This window comes from Kribbella sp. NPDC050241, from assembly GCF_044459685.1.
Classification (GTDB): domain Bacteria; phylum Actinomycetota; class Actinomycetes; order Propionibacteriales; family Kribbellaceae; genus Kribbella.
The window spans coordinates 24,629-43,761 of record NZ_JBITJE010000017.1; the positions used below are offsets into that span (position 1 = coordinate 24,629).

Annotated in this window: 18 protein-coding genes and 1 tRNA gene; 12 read left to right on the forward strand and 7 right to left on the reverse strand. The window is 69.4% G+C overall.

Annotation, left to right across the window (positions count from 1 at the left end; genetic code table 11):
• Nucleotides 1–224 precede the first annotated feature (224 nt).
• The 4 genes from ACIBG5_RS40755 to ACIBG5_RS40770 form a co-directional block, all read right to left on the reverse strand.
• Nucleotides 225–992 (reverse strand): hypothetical protein, encoded by a 768-nt coding sequence (locus ACIBG5_RS40755; RefSeq protein WP_396397406.1) that lies wholly within the window; start codon nt 990–992, stop codon nt 225–227.
• 98 nt (nt 993–1,090) lie between these two features.
• Nucleotides 1,091–1,162 (reverse strand) — tRNA-Val (locus ACIBG5_RS40760).
• Between the two features lie 26 nt (nt 1,163–1,188).
• Nucleotides 1,189–1,656, reverse strand: a complete 468-nt coding sequence (locus ACIBG5_RS40765) for a peroxiredoxin (protein ID WP_396397407.1) — start codon at nt 1,654–1,656, stop codon at nt 1,189–1,191.
• Nucleotides 1,657–1,663: 7 nt separating this feature from the next.
• Nucleotides 1,664–2,107 (reverse strand): DUF3052 domain-containing protein, encoded by a 444-nt coding sequence (locus tag ACIBG5_RS40770; protein ID WP_396397408.1) that lies wholly within the window; start codon nt 2,105–2,107, stop codon nt 1,664–1,666.
• A 296-nt stretch (nt 2,108–2,403) separates the two neighbouring features.
• Between ACIBG5_RS40770 and aceE the strand changes: the two genes are divergently transcribed.
• The 6 genes from aceE (at nt 2,404) to ACIBG5_RS40800 (ending at nt 9,516) form a co-directional block, all read left to right on the forward strand.
• Nucleotides 2,404–5,133, forward strand: a complete 2,730-nt coding sequence (gene aceE / locus ACIBG5_RS40775; RefSeq protein ID WP_396397409.1) for a pyruvate dehydrogenase (acetyl-transferring), homodimeric type — start codon at nt 2,404–2,406, stop codon at nt 5,131–5,133.
• A 78-nt stretch (nt 5,134–5,211) separates the two neighbouring features.
• A complete protein-coding gene (locus tag ACIBG5_RS40780) occupies nt 5,212–5,763 on the forward strand; it encodes a GNAT family N-acetyltransferase (RefSeq protein ID WP_396397410.1) in 552 nt (183 codons plus the stop codon).
• A gap of 70 nt (nt 5,764–5,833) precedes the next feature.
• Nucleotides 5,834–6,154, forward strand: coding sequence for a hypothetical protein (locus ACIBG5_RS40785; RefSeq protein ID WP_360458323.1), 321 nt, complete (start codon nt 5,834–5,836; stop codon nt 6,152–6,154).
• On the forward strand, nt 6,151–7,248 hold the full coding sequence (locus ACIBG5_RS40790; protein ID WP_396397412.1) for a flavin-containing monooxygenase: 1,098 nt from the start codon (nt 6,151–6,153) through the stop codon (nt 7,246–7,248). The genes ACIBG5_RS40785 and ACIBG5_RS40790 overlap by 4 nt, the downstream gene beginning before the upstream one ends.
• A 34-nt stretch (nt 7,249–7,282) precedes the next feature.
• Entirely contained in the window at nt 7,283–8,899 is a 1,617-nt protein-coding gene (locus ACIBG5_RS40795) for a LuxR C-terminal-related transcriptional regulator (RefSeq protein WP_396397414.1), read from the forward strand.
• Nucleotides 8,900–8,973: 74 nt separating this feature from the next.
• Nucleotides 8,974–9,516: a hypothetical protein gene (locus ACIBG5_RS40800; protein WP_396397416.1), complete on the forward strand. Its 543-nt coding sequence runs from the start codon at nt 8,974–8,976 to the stop codon at nt 9,514–9,516.
• Here ACIBG5_RS40800 and ACIBG5_RS40805 read toward each other — a convergent pair.
• Together ACIBG5_RS40805 and ACIBG5_RS40810 are read right to left on the reverse strand one after the other, a co-directional pair.
• On the reverse strand, nt 9,482–10,489 hold the full coding sequence (locus tag ACIBG5_RS40805; protein ID WP_396397417.1) for a pirin family protein: 1,008 nt from the start codon (nt 10,487–10,489) through the stop codon (nt 9,482–9,484). The genes ACIBG5_RS40800 and ACIBG5_RS40805 overlap by 35 nt on opposite strands.
• A gap of 30 nt (nt 10,490–10,519) precedes the next feature.
• The gene (locus tag ACIBG5_RS40810; protein WP_396397418.1) at nt 10,520–11,563 is read right to left on the reverse strand and encodes a PHP domain-containing protein; all 1,044 of its coding nucleotides are present in this window, start codon (nt 11,561–11,563) and stop codon (nt 10,520–10,522) included.
• A 40-nt stretch (nt 11,564–11,603) separates the two neighbouring features.
• On the opposite strand from ACIBG5_RS40810, the gene ACIBG5_RS40815 reads away from it, so the two are divergent.
• The 6 genes from ACIBG5_RS40815 (at nt 11,604) to ACIBG5_RS40840 (ending at nt 18,299) form a co-directional block, all read left to right on the forward strand.
• Nucleotides 11,604–12,809: a PucR family transcriptional regulator gene (locus ACIBG5_RS40815; RefSeq protein ID WP_396397419.1), complete on the forward strand. Its 1,206-nt coding sequence runs from the start codon at nt 11,604–11,606 to the stop codon at nt 12,807–12,809.
• Nucleotides 12,810–12,887: 78 nt separating this feature from the next.
• Nucleotides 12,888–14,081 (forward strand): acyltransferase domain-containing protein, encoded by a 1,194-nt coding sequence (locus ACIBG5_RS40820; RefSeq protein ID WP_396397421.1) that lies wholly within the window; start codon nt 12,888–12,890, stop codon nt 14,079–14,081.
• A complete protein-coding gene (locus ACIBG5_RS40825) occupies nt 14,078–15,073 on the forward strand; it encodes a beta-ketoacyl-ACP synthase III (RefSeq protein WP_396397423.1) in 996 nt (331 codons plus the stop codon). Before ACIBG5_RS40820 ends, ACIBG5_RS40825 begins: the two co-directional genes overlap by 4 nt.
• 80 nt (nt 15,074–15,153) lie before the next feature.
• Complete coding sequence (locus ACIBG5_RS40830; protein ID WP_130446978.1) at nt 15,154–15,402, forward strand: acyl carrier protein; 249 nt, start codon at nt 15,154–15,156, stop codon at nt 15,400–15,402.
• Nucleotides 15,403–15,554: 152 nt separating this feature from the next.
• On the forward strand, nt 15,555–16,790 hold the full coding sequence (locus ACIBG5_RS40835) for a beta-ketoacyl-[acyl-carrier-protein] synthase family protein (protein ID WP_396397426.1): 1,236 nt from the start codon (nt 15,555–15,557) through the stop codon (nt 16,788–16,790).
• 78 nt (nt 16,791–16,868) lie between these two features.
• Nucleotides 16,869–18,299 carry an acyl-CoA carboxylase subunit beta gene (locus ACIBG5_RS40840; RefSeq protein WP_396397428.1) on the forward strand — a complete coding sequence of 477 codons (1,431 nt, stop codon included), beginning with the start codon at nt 16,869–16,871 and terminating at the stop codon, nt 18,297–18,299.
• 204 nt (nt 18,300–18,503) lie between these two features.
• Here ACIBG5_RS40840 and ACIBG5_RS40845 read toward each other — a convergent pair whose 3' ends face one another.
• A complete protein-coding gene (locus ACIBG5_RS40845) occupies nt 18,504–19,001 on the reverse strand; it encodes a DUF3145 domain-containing protein (RefSeq protein ID WP_396397429.1) in 498 nt (165 codons plus the stop codon).
• Nucleotides 19,002–19,133: the final 132 nt, after the last annotated feature.

The following is a 19,133-nucleotide window of genomic DNA, read 5'->3' on the forward strand; positions in this document are numbered from 1 at the left end:
CGACCGACAGCCGTGAACCCTACCAGTCGAGACCGGCCCTGGAGGAGTCCGTTCCGGCGATCGATGAGTTAAGAAATCCCGCCGACCGCCGCCACCCAGGACAACGACCCTCACTGCCTGCGGATACGCCGTTTCGGCAGAGTGTCCGATCACCGGAAACAGGTCGTCCCCGGCCCGCAGAGCGGACCGGGGACGCCCGGTGGAACGTTCGCTGAGCGAAGAGTTCAGCCGATGCGAACCGCAACTACGTCAGCAGTCACGGTGATCTGACCGCCGCCGGCGGAGCTGCCGTCGTCGTTGTAGCCGAACCCGAAGACCTCGACCTTCGTCGCCTCGGAGACCTTCACGACCTTCACGGTCGAGCCAGTCAGCTCACGGTCCTTCGCCGGCGAGATCTCCGCACCCAGGATCGTGCCGTAGTCGTCCCCGAACGCCGTCTCCGAAGCCCCCACGCGCAGCGCCAGCTGCGGCCGGGTGCCGGCGACGCCGGCCTCCGTGCGCGCGAAGAACGCCGACGCGTTCAGCAGCCACTTGCCCGGCTGCAGGGTGATCTCCCCGACCTTCGTCTTCTGCGTCTTGAACGAGCCGCCGATGTTCGCGATCACCTTCGGGCCGAGGGTGTCCGAGACACCTTCCTTGCCGAGCACGTCGGTCGCCGGGTCGCCGGGCTTACCAGCAGGTCCGGCAGGTCCGGCAGGTCCAGCGGGCCCGGCCGGGCCCTGACCGCCGCTCTTCGCGATCTTCTGGCGCAGGTCCCATCCGAGCTTGGTTTCCGCGATCGTGTTGTCGTGGATGTCGCCACCCCAGACGCCGCCGTTGATGATCTGTGCCGAGCCGACGCTGTTGGCCGGCACGGTCGACGCGGCGGTAGCCGACGGAATCACGGCGACCCCGACCAACGCGGCCGTGAGCACCGCGGGTGCGGCGTAACGGCGTACGTGGCGGTTCTGCACGAGTTTCCGGACACGGCTGTTTGGCGCGTGCTGAGACATGTATTCCCCTCCAGTTGTCCCCGAGCCCCCTCGGGATCCAGGGGCACGTTACTGGTCTGGAGCGGAATGCGTAAGATAACGGAGCGTAAAGATCGAGGTGGGCGAAGAGGGGATCGAACCCCCGACATCTTCCTTGTAAGGGAAGCGCTCTACCGCTGAGCTATCCGCCCGCTGTGGATCAAACGACCGGCGCAGTCTACCCGAGGTCGTGGCCCAGAGTTGCCAACGCCCGGGAGTAGTCGTCGAGGTCGCGGGCCTCCGGGATCGGGTTCACGACCGACCACCGGACGATCCCTGCCCTGTCCACCACGAACGTGCCCCGCAGCGCACAACCACGCTCGGGATCGAAGACGCCGTACGACGAGGCGATCGCGCCGTGTGGCCAGAAGTCGGTGAGCAGACCGAACTCGAGCTTCTGGGCGTCGGCGTACGCCCGCAAGGTGAACATCGGGTCGCACGAGATCGCCAGGAACTCCGCCGCCGACAGCAGGTCCGGCCGGTCACGTAGCGCAGCCAACTCGCTCGTGCAGACCCCACTGAAGGCGTACGGATAGAAGACCAGTACGACGTCGCTCCGGCCGGCGTAGTCGCTCAGCCGGACCTGTTCGCCGTGCTGGTTGCGGGCTGTGAAGTCCGGGGCCCGGCTGCCGACGGCAGGGGTCACCCTCGCGTCATCCCCGGCGGCCGGATTTCGGCACCACGAGCTTGGTGGCCGACCAGTCGTCGGTCACGCTCAGGGTGCTGGTGGTGGACAGCCCGGCGACCGGAGCCGCCTCGGCGATGTCACTGGTCTCGACGTACCCGTCACGGCCGACCTTCGGCGTCAGCAGCCACACGACCCCGCCGGCCTTCAGGTCGGTGAGGATGTCGAAGAACGCGTCGACCAGGTCGCCGTCCTCCTCGCGGAACCAGAGCAGTACGACGTCCACGACCTCGTCGGTGTCCTCGTCGACGAACTCCTCGCCGGTGATCGCTTTGATCGCGTTGCGGAACTCGTCGTCGCAGTCCTCGTCGTACCCGATCTCCTGCACGACCCAGCCGGCCTCGAGGCCGAGCCGGGACGCCATGTTCGGCACACCGCTGTTGCCGTCCGCGTGGTCCGCGGTCGCGCTCACGTGTCCTCCTCCGTGGTCCCCGCTTGCCCGGGGGTAGGCGTCAGTAGCGATAGTCCATCGTGACGTACCGCGTCGCGCAAGTATGCACGAGGGATCCGTGACGTGTCCGGTATCCGCGTGGTGGGTACAGTCCGTGTCCGCTCAGATCACGCGTGCACGACCGGAATCGTGCCCCTGTGGAAGGCGAAGTAGAACGCATTCCGAACAGGTGACAGGATTGCGGTGAAGACAACCAGAGAGAACGGCAGGACACCGTGGCTTCCGGACACGAACCACCAGCCATCATCACCGAGGGGATGCCCACCCAGCTCCCCGACATCGACCCCGACGAGACACGTGAGTGGGTCGAATCGCTCGACGCGGTCCTGGACGAACGGGGCAAGGCGCGAGCACGCTACCTCATGCTCAAGCTGATCGAGCGGGCCCGGGAGCGACAGGTGGGGGTGCCCGCGCTGCGGAGCACCGACTACATCAACTCGATCCCGCCCGAGCGGGAACCGTGGTTCCCCGGCGACGAGCACATCGAGCGCCGGATCCGGGCCTTCATCCGCTGGAACGCCGCGGTGATGGTGAGCAAGGCCAACCGCAAGGGCCTCGAGGTCGGCGGCCACATCGCCACCTACCAGTCCGCGGCCAGCCTGTACGAGGTCGGTTTCAACCACTTCTTCCGCGGCAAGGACCACCCCGGCGGCGGTGACCAGATCTTCATCCAGGGCCACGCCTCCCCCGGGATGTACGCGCGGGCCTTCCTCGAGGGCCGGTTGAGCGCCGACCAGCTGGACGGCTTCCGCCAGGAAGTCTCCCGCGGTCCGCACAACGGACTGTCGTCGTACCCGCACCCCCGGTTGATGCCGGACTTCTGGGAGTTCCCGACCGTCTCGATGGGGCTGGCCGCGCTGAACTCGATCTACCAGGCCCGCTTCAACCGGTACCTGCACCACCGCGGCATCAAGGACACCAGCCAGCAGCACGTCTGGACCTTCCTCGGTGACGGCGAGATGGGTGAGCCGGAGTCGCTCGGCGCGATCGGCCTGGCCGCCCGCGAGGAGCTGGACAACCTCACCTTCGTGATCAACTGCAACCTGCAGCAGCTGGACGGACCGGTCCGCGGCAACGGCAAGGTCATCCAGGAGCTGGAGGCGTTCTTCCGCGGCGCCGGCTGGAACGTGATCAAGGTGATCTGGGGCCGCGAGTGGGACGCGCTGCTGGCGCAGGACCACGACGGCGCGCTGGTGAACAAGATGAACACCACGCCGGACGGCCAGTTCCAGACCTACTCGGTCGAGTCCGGTGAGTACATCCGGAACAACTTCTTCGGCGGCGACCAGCGGCTGCAGCAGATGGTCAGCACGCTGTCCGACGACGACCTGCGCAAGCTGCCCCGCGGCGGCCACGACTACCGCAAGGTGTACGCCGCGTTCAAGAGCGCCACCGAGCACGTCGGGCAGCCGACGGTGATCCTGGCCCAGACCATCAAGGGCTGGACGATCGAGGCGCTGGAGGGCCGCAACGCGACCCACCAGATGAAGAAGCTGACCTCGGACGACCTGAAGGCGTTCCGCGACCGGCTGTACCTGCCGATCGAGGACAAGGACCTCGAGGACGCGTACAACCCGCCGTACTTCCACCCGGGCACCGACTCGGCGGAGTACCAGTACATGATGGAGCGGCGCAAGCAGCTCGGCGGCTCGCTGCCGCAGCGGCGGGTGGCGCCGAAGACCTCGCTGAAGCTGCCGGCCGACGAGGTGTACAAGCCGCTCAGCAAGGGCAACAACACCCCCATCGCGACCACGATGGCCCTGGTCCGGCTGTTCCGGGACCTGATGAAGGACCCGGAGATCGGGCACCGGATCGTCCCGATCGCCCCGGACGAGTACCGCACGTTCGGCATGGACTCGATGTTCCCGACGGCCAAGATCTACTCGCCGCACGGGCAGAACTACGAGGCCGTCGACCGCAACCTGCTGCTGTCGTGGAAGGAGTCCGAGCAGGGCCAGCTGCTGCACGAGGGCATCAGCGAGGCCGGCGCGATGGGCTCGGTGATCGCGGCCGGTACGGCGTACGCGACGCACGGCGAACCGATGATCCCGTTCTACATCTTCTACTCGATGTTCGGGTTCCAGCGGACCGGCGACTTCCAGTGGGCCTTCGGCGACCAGCTCGGCCGGGGCTTCCTGATCGGCGCGACGGCCGGGCGTACGACGCTGACCGGTGAGGGGCTGCAGCACGCGGACGGTCACTCGCCGCTGCTCGCGTCGACCAACCCGGCGGCGGTGCACTACGACCCGGGCTTCGCCTACGAGGTCGCGCACATCGTCAAGGACGGGCTGCGCCGGATGTACGGCTACGGCCTGGACAAGGACAAGCCGTTCGGTGAGGACATCTTCTACTACCTCACCGTGTACAACGAGCCGGTCGCCCAACCAGCCGAGCCGGAGAACCTCGACGTCGCGGCACTGCTGAAGGGCATGTACCGCTTCCACGAGTACGAGACCGCCGAGGGCGACGACGTACCGCGGGTGCAACTGCTCGCGTCCGGCGTCGCGCTGCCGTGGGTGCGCAAGGCCCAGGACATCCTGGCCGAGCAGTACTCCGTGGCCGCCGACATCTGGTCGGTGACGTCGTGGAACGAGCTGCGCCGCGACGCCGTCGCCGCCGAGGAGCACAACCTGCTCCACCCGGAGGAGCCGGAGCGGGTGCCGTTCATCACCGAGCAGTTGAAGGACACCAAGGGCCCGGTGGTCGCGGTCAGCGACTACATGCGCGCGGTGCAGGACCAGATCTCCCGCTGGGTCCCGAACGACTACACCTCGCTCGGCACCGACGGCTGGGGTCTGGCCGACACCCGGGCGGCGGCCAGGCGCCACTTCCAGGTGGACGCCGAGTCGATCGTCGTGGCCGCACTGGAGATCCTGGCCAAGCGGGGCGACGTGAAGCCGGAGGTCGCCGCCGAGGCGGCCCGCAAGTACCGGATCGACGACCCGACCGCGGTCGCCGGCGTGAAGCAGGAGGGCGCCGGCGCCTGACGCCGGGCTCAGTCCACCAGAGCCGCCTCTCCCGAAATTCCCGGGAGAGGCGGCTCTCGTTGTCCTACCCTCGGAGCCATGCCTGAACTGATCGAGCCGACCGTCGACCTCCGTGACTCCTGGCTGGAGTCGTCGCGCGAGTGGGGCACCGCGTCCCAGGACGGCGCCGGCGTGTGGGAGGCCGAGGATCTCACCACGGTCGAGGGGTTCGTCGCCTGGATCGAGCGGCTGCGGGAGCAGAGCGACGATTCCCTCCCGATCGGGCCGGACCGGGTGCACGCGACGTACTGGTGGATCGTTGAGGATGGCAACTACCTCGGTGCGATCTCGCTCCGGCACGCACTGAACGCCAAACTGCTCGAGGGCGGCGGGCACATCGGATACGGCATCCGGCCGTCGGCCCGGCGTCGCGGTCTGGCCTCGTGGGCGCTCGGCCAGGTCCTCGGCCGGGCGCGGACGCGCGGGATCGACCGGGTGCTGATCACCTGCGACGACGACAACGTGGCGTCCGCGAAGACGATCGAGCGCAACGGCGGCGTCCTGGAAGACGTCCGCGACACCTGGCTCGGCCTGACCCGTCGCTACTGGGTCACGCTCCGGCCGAGCACGCCGCTACGACAAACCTCGTAGGCCCAACGCCGCGGGAGTTGCGTATTCCGTCCGACGCGGTGGACGAGGCGCGATCCCTACCGTCGGTGACATGACTGGCGCAAGCGTTGCTCTTCTCGCGGGGACGGTGTCCACCATCCTCTTCGCGTCGAGCGTGCTGCCGATGGTGGTCAAGGCGCTCCGGACCCACGACCTGGAGTCGTACAGTCCGGCGAACCTCGTCCTGGCCAACGTCGGCAACGCCGTCCACAGCATCTACGTGGTGCATCTGCCGGCGGGTCCGATCTGGGCCCTGCACGGCTTCTACGTCGTGACGTCCGCGCTGATGCTGCTGTGGTGGCTGCGCTTCCGCCCGCTTCGGCGTGGCGTCGTCCCGACAGCGTCGTTGGAGAACGAGCGGAGACTCGCATGAACAGCACGATCGAAACGGTTGTCATCGGCGCCGGGCAGGCCGGCCTCGCGACCGGGTACCACCTGCAGAAACTCGGCCGGTCCTTCGTCATCCTGGACGGCAACGCCCGGGTCGGCGACCAGTGGCGGGCCCAGTGGGACACCCTCCGGCTCTACACACCGACCAAGTACGACGGCCTGCCCGGGCTCCCGTTCCCGGGCAAGCCCTGGTCGTATCCAGGCAAGGACGAGGTCGCCGACTACCTCGAGTCGTACGCCGCTCACTTCTCGTTGCCGGTCCGGAACAGTACCCGGGTGGACCGCCTCGAACGCCACGACGGCCGCTGGACCGTGGTGATCGGCGACGAGCGGATCGTGGCCGACAACGTCGTCGTGGCGACCGGCACGTTCGGACGGACGCCCAGCCTGCCGGACTTCGCCGTCGACCTGGACCCGGCGATCCGGCAACTGCACTCCAGCGAGTACCGCCGGCCGGGACAACTGAAGCCAGGACCGGTCCTGGTTGTCGGCGGATCACACTCGGGCACCGACATCGCGTACGAGGTGGCGCAGACACACCGGACCGTTCTGGTCGGGCGCGACCCCGGTCAGCTCCCGGTCAAGCCGGGTGAGCCGGGTGAGCGGCTGTTCTGGCCGGTGTTCCTGTTCGTCGGGCGGCATCTGGTCACCCGAAGGCTGCCGAACTCCGATGCGATCATGCAGCACGGACGCTTCCACGGAGGCCCGATGATCCGGGTCAAGCGGGCGGACCTGCTCGCACGAGGGGTCGAGCGGCTCCACGACAAGGTCACCGGTGTCGAGGCCGGGCTGCCGGTGCTGGGCGACGGCCAGGTGCTGGGAGTGACGAACGTGATCTGGTGCACCGGCTTCCGGCAGGTGTTCGACTGGATCGACGGAGCGGTGATCGGTGCTGACGGCTGGCCCCGGGAACTACGCGGGGTCGCCGCGGACGCACCCGGCCTGTTCTTCTGCGGCCTGTGCTTCCAGTACGCTTTCGCGTCCATGACCCTGCCAGGTGTCGGGCGGGACGCGGCGTTCCTGGCCAAACGGATCGCGGCGCGGGCCGGCACGGACCGGAGTCTTGCCCCGGCGTGACCGGAGGGTTCATCCTCGCGGGGAGGGGACTGCGATGGGCATAGTCGAGGATCTGGAGCGCGCCCGGGCGGCGTTCGACCGGCGGGACTGGGCGACGGCGTACGACCGGCTGTCGTCCGCCGCCGACCTGGGCGCCGGCGATCTGCTCACGCTGGCCACCGCCGCGTACCTGGTCGGGGACGACGATGCCTGTGTCCGCTCGCTGCAGCGCGCGTACCGGCGGGAAGTTGACGATGGCAACGTTCTGGGCGCGGTCCGGCTCGCCTTCTGGCTGGCGCTGGTGCTGAACACCCGCGGCGAGGTCGCGATCGGCCTCGGCTGGGCCGCGCGGGCGGAGCGGCTGCTCGCGGACCAGGGCGACGTGGTCGAGCGCGGGTACCTCCTCGTCCACGACTTCTACCGCCGCCTCGACCAGGGCGACTTCGCGGGCGCGTTGCGCGTCGGAGCCGAGATCACCGAGGTGGCCCGCCGGTTCGGCGAGCCCGATCTGCTCGCCCAGGGCCTCGTCTGCCAGGGCCGGATGCTGATGTACTCCGGTCGCGTGCCGGAGGGCCTCGCGATGCTCGACGAAGCCATGGTGGGGGTCGCGGCCGGTGAGCTGTCGCCGATCTTCGCGGGCAACGTGTACTGCGCGATGATCGAAGGCTGTCAGGAGGTGCAGGACTACTCCCGCGCGGCCGCGTGGACAGCCGCACTCACCCGGTGGTGCGACACCCAGCCGGATCTGGTGCCGTTCACCGGCCAATGCGCCGTCCATCGGGGGCAGATCCTGCGGTTGCACGGCGCCTACGGCGAGGCGGTGCAGGAGTTCGACGACGCATGCCGGCGCTATGCGTCGTCGGGCGCCCAGGCCGCGGCCGGACTCGCGCTGAGCGAGCGTGGAGACGTCCACCGGATTCTCGGCGACCTGGCCGCCGCGGAGAGGTCCTACAACGAGGCCGGCGGATTCGGTTACGACCCTCAGCCGGGCCGGGCCGTGCTGCTGCTCGCCCGGGGCCGCACCTCCGCGGCTGTCGCGGCAGTACGGCGGTTGCTCGCGGAGACCATGGGACCGGTGTACCGGTCGCGCCTGCTCGCACCAGCCGTCGAGGTGCTGGTGGCCGGTGGAGCTGTCGACGAAGCCGCCTCGGCCGCGGAGGAACTGGCCGGGATCGCCGCCGGCTTCGGGTGTGCCGGGTTGCGCGCGGCGGCGGCGTACTCCCTGGCCCTGGTCGCACTGGAGCGGGGCGATCCGGATGAGGCCTTGCCGCAGGCCCGGGAGGCGTTGCGGTTGTGGAGCACGCTTCAGGCGCCGTACGAGATCGCACGGACGAAGGTGCTGATCGGGCGGTCGTTCCGGCTCCTCGAGGACGAGGAGTCGGCACTGACGGAGCTCACGTCCGCGTGGCGAAGCCTCGGTGAGCTCGGCGCGGTTCCGACCCGGCAGGAGGTCGAGAGGCTGCTGCACCGCGACGGCGCGGGCGGTCTCACCGCCCGCGAGATCGAGGTACTGCGCTTGGTCGCGGCGGGGCGTAGCAACGCGGAGATCGCGCAGCAGCTGGTGCTCAGCGACAAGACTGTCGCACGGCATCTGACCAACATCTTCACCAAGCTCGACGTACCGTCCCGGACCGCCGCGGCGGCGTACGCCCGCGACCACGACCTGCTCTGAAAGGTTCTCCGGAGGGAGCCGGTTCACTCCCGCGGGTGAGGTCCCCGGACGGCCCGCGGCCGGATGCTCGAAGCGTGAAGCAAACAACCGAGCGACCTGTTCCCCGCTGGGCGTACGGCCTGGCCCACGCGATCCCGTTCATGACACTGCCGTCCGGGCTGTGGCGTCTCGGTCTGGTCGCCGGCTCGTCGATGGGGATGCTCGACGATTCAGGCCAGCCGGCCCACCTGCGCGGCTTCGGGGAGCACTTGTACGTCGTCTGCCTGACCATCTTCGCCGAGGGGGTCGCGCTGATCACCTTCGGTCTGGTGAAGCGGTGGGGCGAGGTCGCGCCGGACTGGATCCCGTTCATCGGCGGTCGCCGGGTCGCGCCGTACGCCGCGATCGTCCCGGCGATCCTCGGCGGGCTCTCACTGATCGCGATCTGGACCTACGGCTTCCGGGACGTCTTCAGCGACAGCTTCATCCCGTTCGGCAGCACTGGCGCGGCCGTGCTGATGATCAGCTGCTACGCGCCGCTGCAACTGTGGGGTCCGTCGGTTCTGCTCCTGACCTGGGCGTACTACCGCCGCCGTCGTCAGGTCAGCGCGCCCGCGGCCTTGGTTTCAGCGCGATAGCGGGCAACGCCGGGGCCGGCAACGGATCGCCGTCGTACCCGGGCACCATCGGGAAGCGGTCGTTGCCACTGGCCCCGATCGCGGCCTGCCAGGCGTCCCGGGCGGCGACGATCTCCTCGTGCGAACGGCCGATGAAGTTCCACCACATCACCAGTTGCTCCTCGAACGGCTCGCCACCGAGCAGCAGGAAGCGAACACCGTTGTCAGAGGCAACCACGTTGACCGACTCCCGGCCGGCACCGAGGTAGACCATCTCGCCGAAGCCGGGCGTCAGGTCCCCGACCGCGAGCGATCCGTCCACGATCAGTACGGCGTACTCGTTGGATGGTGTGAGCGGCAAGGTCAGTGTGCGACCGGGCTCGACGGTGACGTCCGCGCCGACGAGCGGCGTGTACGCCGGGGCCGGCGAGGTGACACCGGCGACGGTGCCGATCATCACGGTGACCCGGGCACCGTCGAGCTCGAGCTCGGGTAGGTCGGCGTACGCGTTGAACGCCGCCGGGGTCGTGGACCGCACCGAGTCGGGCAGCGCGACCCACAGCTGCGCGCCGTGCAGGGTGGGCGGCGCGGTCGGCGTCGACACCTCGGAGTGGGCGATGCCGTTGCCGGCGGTCATGATGTTGAGCTCACCGGGCCGGACGTACGCATGCGATCCGACGCTGTCGCGGTGCTCGATCTCCCCCTCGAACAGCCAGCTGACCGTCTGCAGACTCGTGTGCGGATGCGGCGGAACCAGCATCCCCCGCTCCCCCGGCACGTCGTACGAGTCGACCCGGTGGGTGATGTCGTCCGGCCCGTAGTGGTCCACGAAGCACCACGCACCCACCATCCGGCGGTTCTTGTTCGGCAGCAGTCGCCGTACCTTCGTCGACCGCCCCAGCACCACCTCGCGGCCCTCGAGCAACTCGACCACAGGCCCCTCGCCGTCCCCGGTCGAGAGCACCTCCGCCGGGTCCTTCTCCAGATCGCTCATACCCAGCAATCTACGCCGGATGCCCGTCGCTCAGGAGTGAGTCCAGTCCAGCAGCGCGGGCTGGTCCCAGGTGTTGATGACTCGGTCGGCGGGTACACCGCATTCCTCCGCGCGCTCGCAGCCGTAGGGTTGCCAGTCGAGCTGGCCGGGGGCGTGGGCGTCGGTGTCGACGGAGAAGACGCAGTCCATCTCGACGGCGAGGGTCAGTAGGCGTTTGGGTGGGTCGAGGCGTTCGGGGCGGGAGTTGATCTCGACCGCCGTACCGAACTGACGGCATGCCTCGAAGACCACCTCGGCGTCGAACTCGGACTCCGGCCGGGTACCGCGGCCGCCGGTGACCAAGCGGCCGGTGCAGTGGCCCAGGATGTCGACGTGCGGGTTCGCGACCGCGCGGACCATCCGCTCGGTCATCGGCTCGGATGCCATCCGCAGCTTGGAATGCACGCTCGCGACGACCACGTCGAGCCGGGCCAGGATCTCGCTGTCGCAGTCCACCGAGCCGTCCTCGTTGATGTCCACCTCGATCCCGTTCAGGATCGTGAACCCGTCCAGCTCGTCCTTCAGCTTCTTGTTGAGCTCGGCAACGACCTCCATCTGCTCCAGCCGCCGTTCCCGGGACAGTCCGTTGGCGACGGTGAGTCGTGGCGAGTGGTCGGTCAGCGCCATGTACTTGTGCCCGAGGCGGTGCGCCGTACGCGCCATCTCCTCGATCGGGCTGCCGCCGTCGGACCACTCCGAGTGCAGGTGCAGGTCCGCCTTCAGCTCCGCGCGCAGCGCCCGGCCGGCAGTCGTCAGGTCACCGGCCGCCTCCTCGAGCTTGACCAGGTACGACGGTGCGGCGCCGTCCATCGCCTCCACGATCACGGCCTCGGTCTTCGGCCCGATCCCGGCCAGCTCGGTCAGCGTGCCGGCCCGGCGACGGGCGCGAACCTCGGCGGGCGGCAACGCGGCGATCGTGTCCGCCGCCCGCCGGTACGCCTTGACCCGATGGGTCGGCTGCTGGTCGCGCTCCAGGTAGTACCCGATCGCCCGCAGCGCCGCGACCGCATCCGCCACACCCGCGTTGTCCGTCATAGGCCCATCATGCCGAAGACGTGGGAGCTATGGTCTGGACGTGGCGAAGCGGAGTTCCAAGGCGCATCTCGCGCGGGCTGATCGGTTGCAGAACCAGACCGGCGCGCTCGCCACCGCGGCGATGGCGGCGATGGACGAGCAACTGCCGTGGTTCGGCACGCTGTCGGCACAGGACCGGTCGTGGATCGGGCTGGTCGCGCAGTCCGGCATCACGACGTTCGTCGACTGGTTCCGCGATCCCGAGGCGCACCCCTCGATGCCGACCCGGATCTTCGGCTCCGCGCCGAGGGAGTTCACCCGGGTCATCTCACTGCACCAGACCGTCGACCTGGTCCGCACCACGATCGAGATGATCGAGACCACCATCGGCGACCTGCTGCCGCCCGACGACGTACCGGTGGTGCGCGAGGCGATGCAGCGCTACGCCCGCGAGGTCGCGTTCGCGGCGGCCACCGTCTACGCGCAGGCTGCGGAGTTGCGCGGCGCCTGGGACGACCGGCTGGAGGCCCTGGTCGTCGACGCGGTGATCCGCGGCGAGGCCGACGACTCGGTCCGCTCCCGCGCCTCCGCCCTCGGCTGGACCGGATCGTCCGGTACGTCGGGATCCGCCGAGATCGCCGTGGTCGTCGGCCGCGCTCCGGCCAGCGAGGGGAACGCCAACGTCGCCGACGCGGTCCGGTACGCCGCACGCGAGGCCGGCGCTGACGCTCTGTGTGCGATGCAGGGCGACCGGCTGGTGGTGGTACTCGGTGGTACTAGCAAACCTGTCGAGATCGTACAAAGGCTGGCCCACTGGTTCGGACCCGGACCGATCGTCGTCGGGCCGGTCGTGAAAGATCTGATGGCGGCCGTGACGTCGGCCCGCGCGGCCGTCGCCGGACTCCGCGCGGCGCCTGCCTGGCCGGCCGCGCCTCGCCCGGTCCTGGCCGACGAGCTGCTCCCCGAACGGTCACTCTCCGGAGACGGTCATGCCCGCCGGCAACTGGCCACCGACGTCTACGGCCCGCTCACAGTAGGGGATGGTGTACTCCTCGACACCGTTTCGACGTACCTGGACTCGGGTGGTTCGATCGAGGCGACCGCCCGGGCGATGTTCATCCACGCCAATACCGTCCGCTATCGGCTGAAGCGTGTGGCAGAGCTCACGGGCTACCATCCGCTGAACCCGCGAGACGCTTTCACACTTCGTGTCGCACTGGCCTTGGGCCGCCTGCTCAATCCCGAGCCCGGAAGCTACGTTTTGTAGGATTCCTACAAAGTCGGCCCGGTAGAATTCGTGCCCCTTCCAGGGACACGGACGGCCCGGCTCAGGGAGAGTTGTCACGTGCTCGTCATCGTCGCGCCCGGTCAGGGTGCCCAGACCCCAGGTTTCCTCGAGCCGTGGCTGGCCGATCCGGTGTTCGAGAGCCGGCTCCATTGGCTCTCCGCGGTGGCCGGCCTCGACCTCGGCCACTACGGCACGCAGGCCGACGCCGACACGATCCGGGACACCGCGATCGCGCAGCCGCTGCTGGTCGCGTCCAGCCTGCTGGCCGCGCTGGCCGTGTTCCCGCAACCCGCCGACGCCTTCACCAAGGTCGGCGCCGTCGCCGGGCACAGTGTCGGCGAGATCGCGGCGGCGGCCGGCACCGGCGTACTCACGGCCGAGCAGGCAATGGTTCTGGTCCGCGAGCGCGGCAAGGCGATGGCCGCCGCGGCCGCACAGACCGCTACCTCGATGACCGCCGTACTGGGTGGCGACCGGGACGAGGTCCTGGCCAAGCTGGCCGAGCACGGCCTGACTCCCGCGAACGACAACGGCCCCGGCCAGATCGTCGCCGCCGGCACGGTCGAGGAGCTGGCCGCGCTCGCCGCGGACCCGCCGGCCAAGAGCCGGCTGATCCCGCTGTCGGTGGCCGGTGCGTTCCACACCAAGCACATGGAGCCCGCGGTCCACACCCTGGCCGGGTACGCGACCGCGATCAGCACCCACGACCCGCGGACCCGCCTGATCTCGAACCGCGACGGCCAGGTCGTGCACGACGGCCAGGACGTCCTGCGCCGGCTCGTCACCCAGGTCAACGCGCCGGTCCGCTGGGACCTGTGCATGCAGACGATGGCCGACCTCGAGGTGACCGGCATCCTGGAGCTGCCGCCGGCCGGCACACTGACCGGTATCGCGAGGCGGGCGCTGAAGGGCGTCGAGACGTTCGCGCTGAAGACCCCCGACCAGCTCGACGACGCCCGCGCGTTCGTGGACAAGCACGGCAGCCCGTCCGAGATCGACGCGTCGCCGACCTGGCGGCTGTTGGTCGCCCCGATGAAGGGCATCTTCACCCGCTCCGGGCAGGTACTGCGGGAGTCCGGTGACACGGTCGAAGCCGGCGAGGTCGTCGCGAAGGTGAAGAGCCTGCGCGACGAGCTCGACGTCAAGGCGCCGCACGGCGGCATCGTGGTCGAGTGGCTCGTCGAAGAAGGCGACCCGGTCGCCCCCGGGCAGCCGCTGGTCCGCCTCCACCCGAACGGAGCGTCCTCATGACCACGATCACGCCGTCGACAGGATCGACGTACGCCGGTGTTCTCGGCATCGGGTCGTACCGGCCGCGCCGCGTCGTACCGAACTCCGAGATCCTGGAGCAGATCGACTCCAGTGACGAGTGGATCCAGACCCGGTCCGGGATCAAGGAACGCCGCTGGGCCAGCGACGACGAGACCGTCCTGATGATGTCGGTCAACGCCGCCAGGGACGCGTTGAAGGACGCCGGGATCGAGCCGGCCCAGATCGGCTGCGTCATCGTCGCGACCGTCACGCACCTGTACCAGACCCCGGCGATCGCGACCCAGATCGCGGTCGAGGTGGGCGCGCCGACCGCGGCCGCGTTCGACATCTCCGCCGCCTGCGCGGGCTTCTGCTACGGCATCGCGATGGCCAACGACCTGGTCCGCGGTGGCAGCGCGAAGTATGTGCTGGCGATCGGGGTCGAGCGACTCAGCGACATCACCGACCGGACCGACCGTGGTACGGCGTTCATCTTCGCCGACGGAGCGGGCGCCGCGATCGTCGGTCCGACCGACGAGCCCGGCATCGGCCCGGTGGTGTGGGGTTCCGACGGCACCCAGCACCGGGTGATCAGCCAGCGGGAGTCGTGGCAGGAGGTGTTCGGCAGCTACCAGTGGCCGCACCTCACGATGGACGGCAACCCGGTGTTCCGCTGGGCGTCGTTCGAGATGGCCAAGACGGCCCAGCAGGCGCTCGACGCGGCCGGCGTGAAGGCCGAGGACCTCGACCTGTTCGTGCCACATCAGGCGAACATGCGGATCACCGACGCGATGCGGCGGGCACTCAAGCTGCCCGCGCACGTGAAGGTTGCCCGCGACATCGAACGGCAGGGCAACACCTCGGCCGCCTCGATCCCACTGGCGATCACCGCGATGCGCGACTCCGGAGAGGCCAGGAGCGGCGACCTCGCGCTCGTCATCGGCTTCGGCGCCGGCCTGGTGTACGCCGGCCAGGTCATCCGGGTGCCGTAGTACCCCATAGTTGTCCGGGCGGCTCAGGTGGCCGGCCCGGCTGAAGTAGCCCCAGCAGATCCGAAAGGGAAACCGAGAAGATGGCCAGCACCGAAGAGATCCGTTCCAACCTCGCCGAGATCGTGAACGAGATCGCCGGCATCCCGGTCGAGGACGTCCAGCTGGACAAGTCCTTCACCGACGACCTCGACGTCGACTCGCTCTCCATGGTGGAGGTCGTGGTGGCCGCCGAGGAGAAGTTCGACGTGAAGATCCCCGACGACGAGGTGAAGAACCTCAAGACCGTCGGCGACGCGGTCGCGTTCATCGAGCGCGCCCAGAACGGCTGACCACCCGCCGTTTCCGTGTGCTGGCCGGTGCTCATCGGACCACCTGTCCGATGAGCACCACACACCGGCCCACACAGTGGCCCCCACATTGGCACCCGCACCACCCACCCCTCGCTCCTGTCCCCCAGATCTCGCAAAGGATGAGGTAAAAGATGTCGAAGACCCGAGTCGTGATCACCGGGCTCGGAGCCACCACGCCGCTCGCCGGCGACGTGGCCGGTACCTGGGAAGGCCTGCTGGCCGGTCGCTCCGGCGCCCGGCGGCTGACCGACGAGTGGGTGCAGAACCTCGCGGTCCAGATCGCCGCTCCGGCCGCGGTCGAGCCGACCGAGGTGCTCGAGCGGGTGAAGGCCCGGCGCCTGGACCGCAACGCCCAGCTGGCCGTGGTCGCCGCCCGTGAGGCGTGGGCCGACGCCGGCCTGGAGGACTCCGGGCTGGACAGGGAGCGGCTCGGGGTAGCGGTCGCTTCCGGCATCGGTGGCCTGCACACCACGCTGTCGAACTACGACGCCCTGAAGAACAACCCGCGCCGGGTGTCGCCGCTGGCGATCCCGATGCTGATGCCGAACTCGTCCGCGGCGTACGTGAGCCTCGAGTTCGGCGCCAAGGCCGGCGTACACACCCCGGTCTCGGCCTGTGCCTCCGGCAACGAAGCGATCGCGCTCGGCCTGGACCAGATCCGGCTCGGCCGCGCGGACGTCGTACTGGCCGGTGGAACCGAGGGCGCGATCATGGCCCTGCCGCTGGCGGCGTTCGGGCAGATGATGGCGTTGAGCAAGCGCAACGACGAGCCGGAGCGGGCCTCGCGGCCGTGGGACGTGGACCGCGACGGATTCCTGCTCGGTGAGGGCGCCGGGGTCCTGGTGCTGGAGTCGTACGAGCACGCCAAGGCGCGGGGCGCCAAGATCTACGCCGAGCTGGCCGGCGCGGGCATCTCCGCCGACGGCCACGACATCGCGCAGCCCGACCCGACCGGGTCCGGTGCGCGGCGGGCGATGGAGCGGGCGCTGGTCGAGGGCGACCTGAGCCCGGCCGACATCTTCCACATCAACGCGCACGCCACCTCGACCCCGCAGGGCGACATCGCGGAGTCGCTGGCGATCCGGTTGGCGCTCGGCAACGATGCCGACCACGCGGTGGCGACCGCGCCGAAGTCGATGATCGGTCACCTGCTCGGCGCGGCCGGTGCGGTCGAGTCGATCGCGACCGTGCTCGCGCTGCACTACCGGCTGGTGCCGCCGACCATCAACGTGGACAAGCTCGACGACCGGATCGAGCTGGACGTCGCGACCGAACAGCGCAAGCTGGCCGACGGGGACCTCGCGGCGCTGAACAACTCGTTCGGCTTCGGCGGTCACAACGCCGCCATCGCCTTCAAGACGGTGTAGCCCAGCCGCCAGTCGCCCGGAGAACGGTACGCCGTACGCCGGGCGACGCCGCAGTTTCCTTCTCACCCCGGAGGACCTATGACCACCGCCCCCGTAGTACCCAAGCCCGTCAAGCTGCCCCGCGAGCAGGACCCACGCAATCCGGTCACCCGACTGACCGCCCTGCTCGACCCCGGCAGCCTGGCGCTGATCACCCCGGACAACCTGTCCGGGATGGTCGCGGCGCGTGGGACCGTCGAGGGCGCACCCGTGATCGCCTTCTGCTCCGACGCCACCGTGATGGGTGGCGCGATGGGCGACGAGGGCTGTGACGTCGTGGTCCGGGCGTACGAGGTCGCCCGGCAGGAGCAGGTGCCGATCATCGGCCTGTGGCACTCCGGCGGCGCCCGACTGGCCGAGGGCGTGCTCAGCCTGCATGCGGTCGGGAAGATCTTCTACGCGATGACACAGGCATCAGGGAAGATCCCGCAGATCTCCGTCGTCCTCGGTCCGGCCGCGGGCGGAGCGGCGTACGGGCCGGCACTGACCGACATCGTCATCCTCGGGCCGGAGGGCCGGATCTTCGTGACCGGGCCGGATGTGGTCCGTTCCGTCACCGGTGAGGACGTGGACATGCTCCGCCTCGGCGGGCCCGAGCCGCACGGCCGCCGGTCCGGCGTCGTCCACATCACGACCGACTCTGAGGCAGCGGCGATCGAGCGAGCCCGCCGGGTCACCGACCTGCTCGCGAACCAAGGAACGGTGGCGCCCAGCGTTCCCGACACCGACCTGTCCGGGCTGCTGCCGGAGTCGGCCAAGCGCGCGTACGACGTCCATCCGCTGGTCGGAGGGGTGCTCGACGAGGACTCCTCGGTCGAACTGCACCAGCGCTGGGCACCGAACATCGTCACCACACTTGGTCGGCTCGGCGGTCGCACCGTCGGTGTGATCGCGAACAACCCGCTCCGGCTGGGTGGTTGCCTCGACGCGCTATCGGCGGAGAAGGCGGCCCGATTCGTCCGGATGTGCGACGCGTTCGGCGTACCGCTGGTGGTTCTGGTCGACGTGCCCGGGTACCTGCCCGGTGTCGGCCAGGAGTGGGACGGCGTCGTACGGCGTGGTGCGAAGCTCCTGCACGCGTTTGCAGAGGCCGTCGTACCGCGGGTGACGCTGGTGACCCGGAAGACGTACGGCGGTGCCTACATCGCGATGAACGCGCGATCTCTGGGCGCCACGCGCGTGTTCGCCTGGCCGCGCGCGGAGGTGGCCGTGATGGGCGCGGTCGCCGCGATCCGGGTGCTGCACCGGCGCAAGCTGGCCGAGGTCGACCCTGGGCTGCGCCCGCAGGTCGAGGCCGAACTCGCCGCCGAACACGAGAAGCTGGCCGGAGGCATCGACCGCGCCCGCGAGATCGGCGTCGTCGACGAGGTCGTCGACCCCGCCAAGACCCGCACCGCCCTGGCCACTGCGATCGCCGACGCCGAAGCCACCGGCCGCACTCGTGGTGCCCACGGCAACATCCCGCTGTAGCACGTAGGAAGGGCGCGGACCCTGAGGTCCGCGCCCTTCACGTGGTGCGGCCGCTGTTGTCGACAACCGGGGGTGTCCCGACACCCGGTGGCCCAGCGGCCACGGCCCCTCCCACCCTAGTGGGATGTCTGATGCTCAGTCTCATCGAAAAGTTCGGGGATGTCCTGCCGTTCATGGCTTTCTTCTGAAGTTCTCAGGTTCCGTTCAGACGACCTGATGGAGCCATCGGACCGGTGCCCCGTCGCCGGCATACCGGAAGGGCTCGAGCTCGTCGTCCCAGGGGCGACCGAGCAAGCGTTCGACCTCCTCGGTCAGGTCGGCTTCACCGCTGGCGGCCTTCAGCATCGCGGCCTTCAGCCGCTCCTCGGGCACCATGATGTCGCCGTGGACGCCGGTCGTCGCGTGGAAGACACCGAGGTCGGGCGTGAACGAGTACCGCTCCCCCTCGACGCCGTTGCTGGGCTCCTCGGTCACCTCGAACCGGAGCTTCTGCCATCCACGCAGCGCGGACGCCAGCTTGGCCGCCGTCCCTGCCTCGGCCTGCCATGACAGCTCGGCCCGATAGGTGCCCTGAGCTGCGGGCTGCGGCGTCCAGTCAAGTTTCACAGGCACGCCGAGTATGCCGCCCGCGGCCCACTCGACATGCGGGCACAACGCTGACGGCACCGTGTGGACGTAAAGAACGCCACGAGTCGTCGCCACCGGGACCTCCTGTGCTCGAGGGGCGCCTTCCCCAGCGTTCTCGAACAACTACTCGATCCCAGCAGACCAACTGCGTACATCTTGCACCACCGCCCCCTCCAACACCAGCAACCTCGCCGTGTCAACTACATC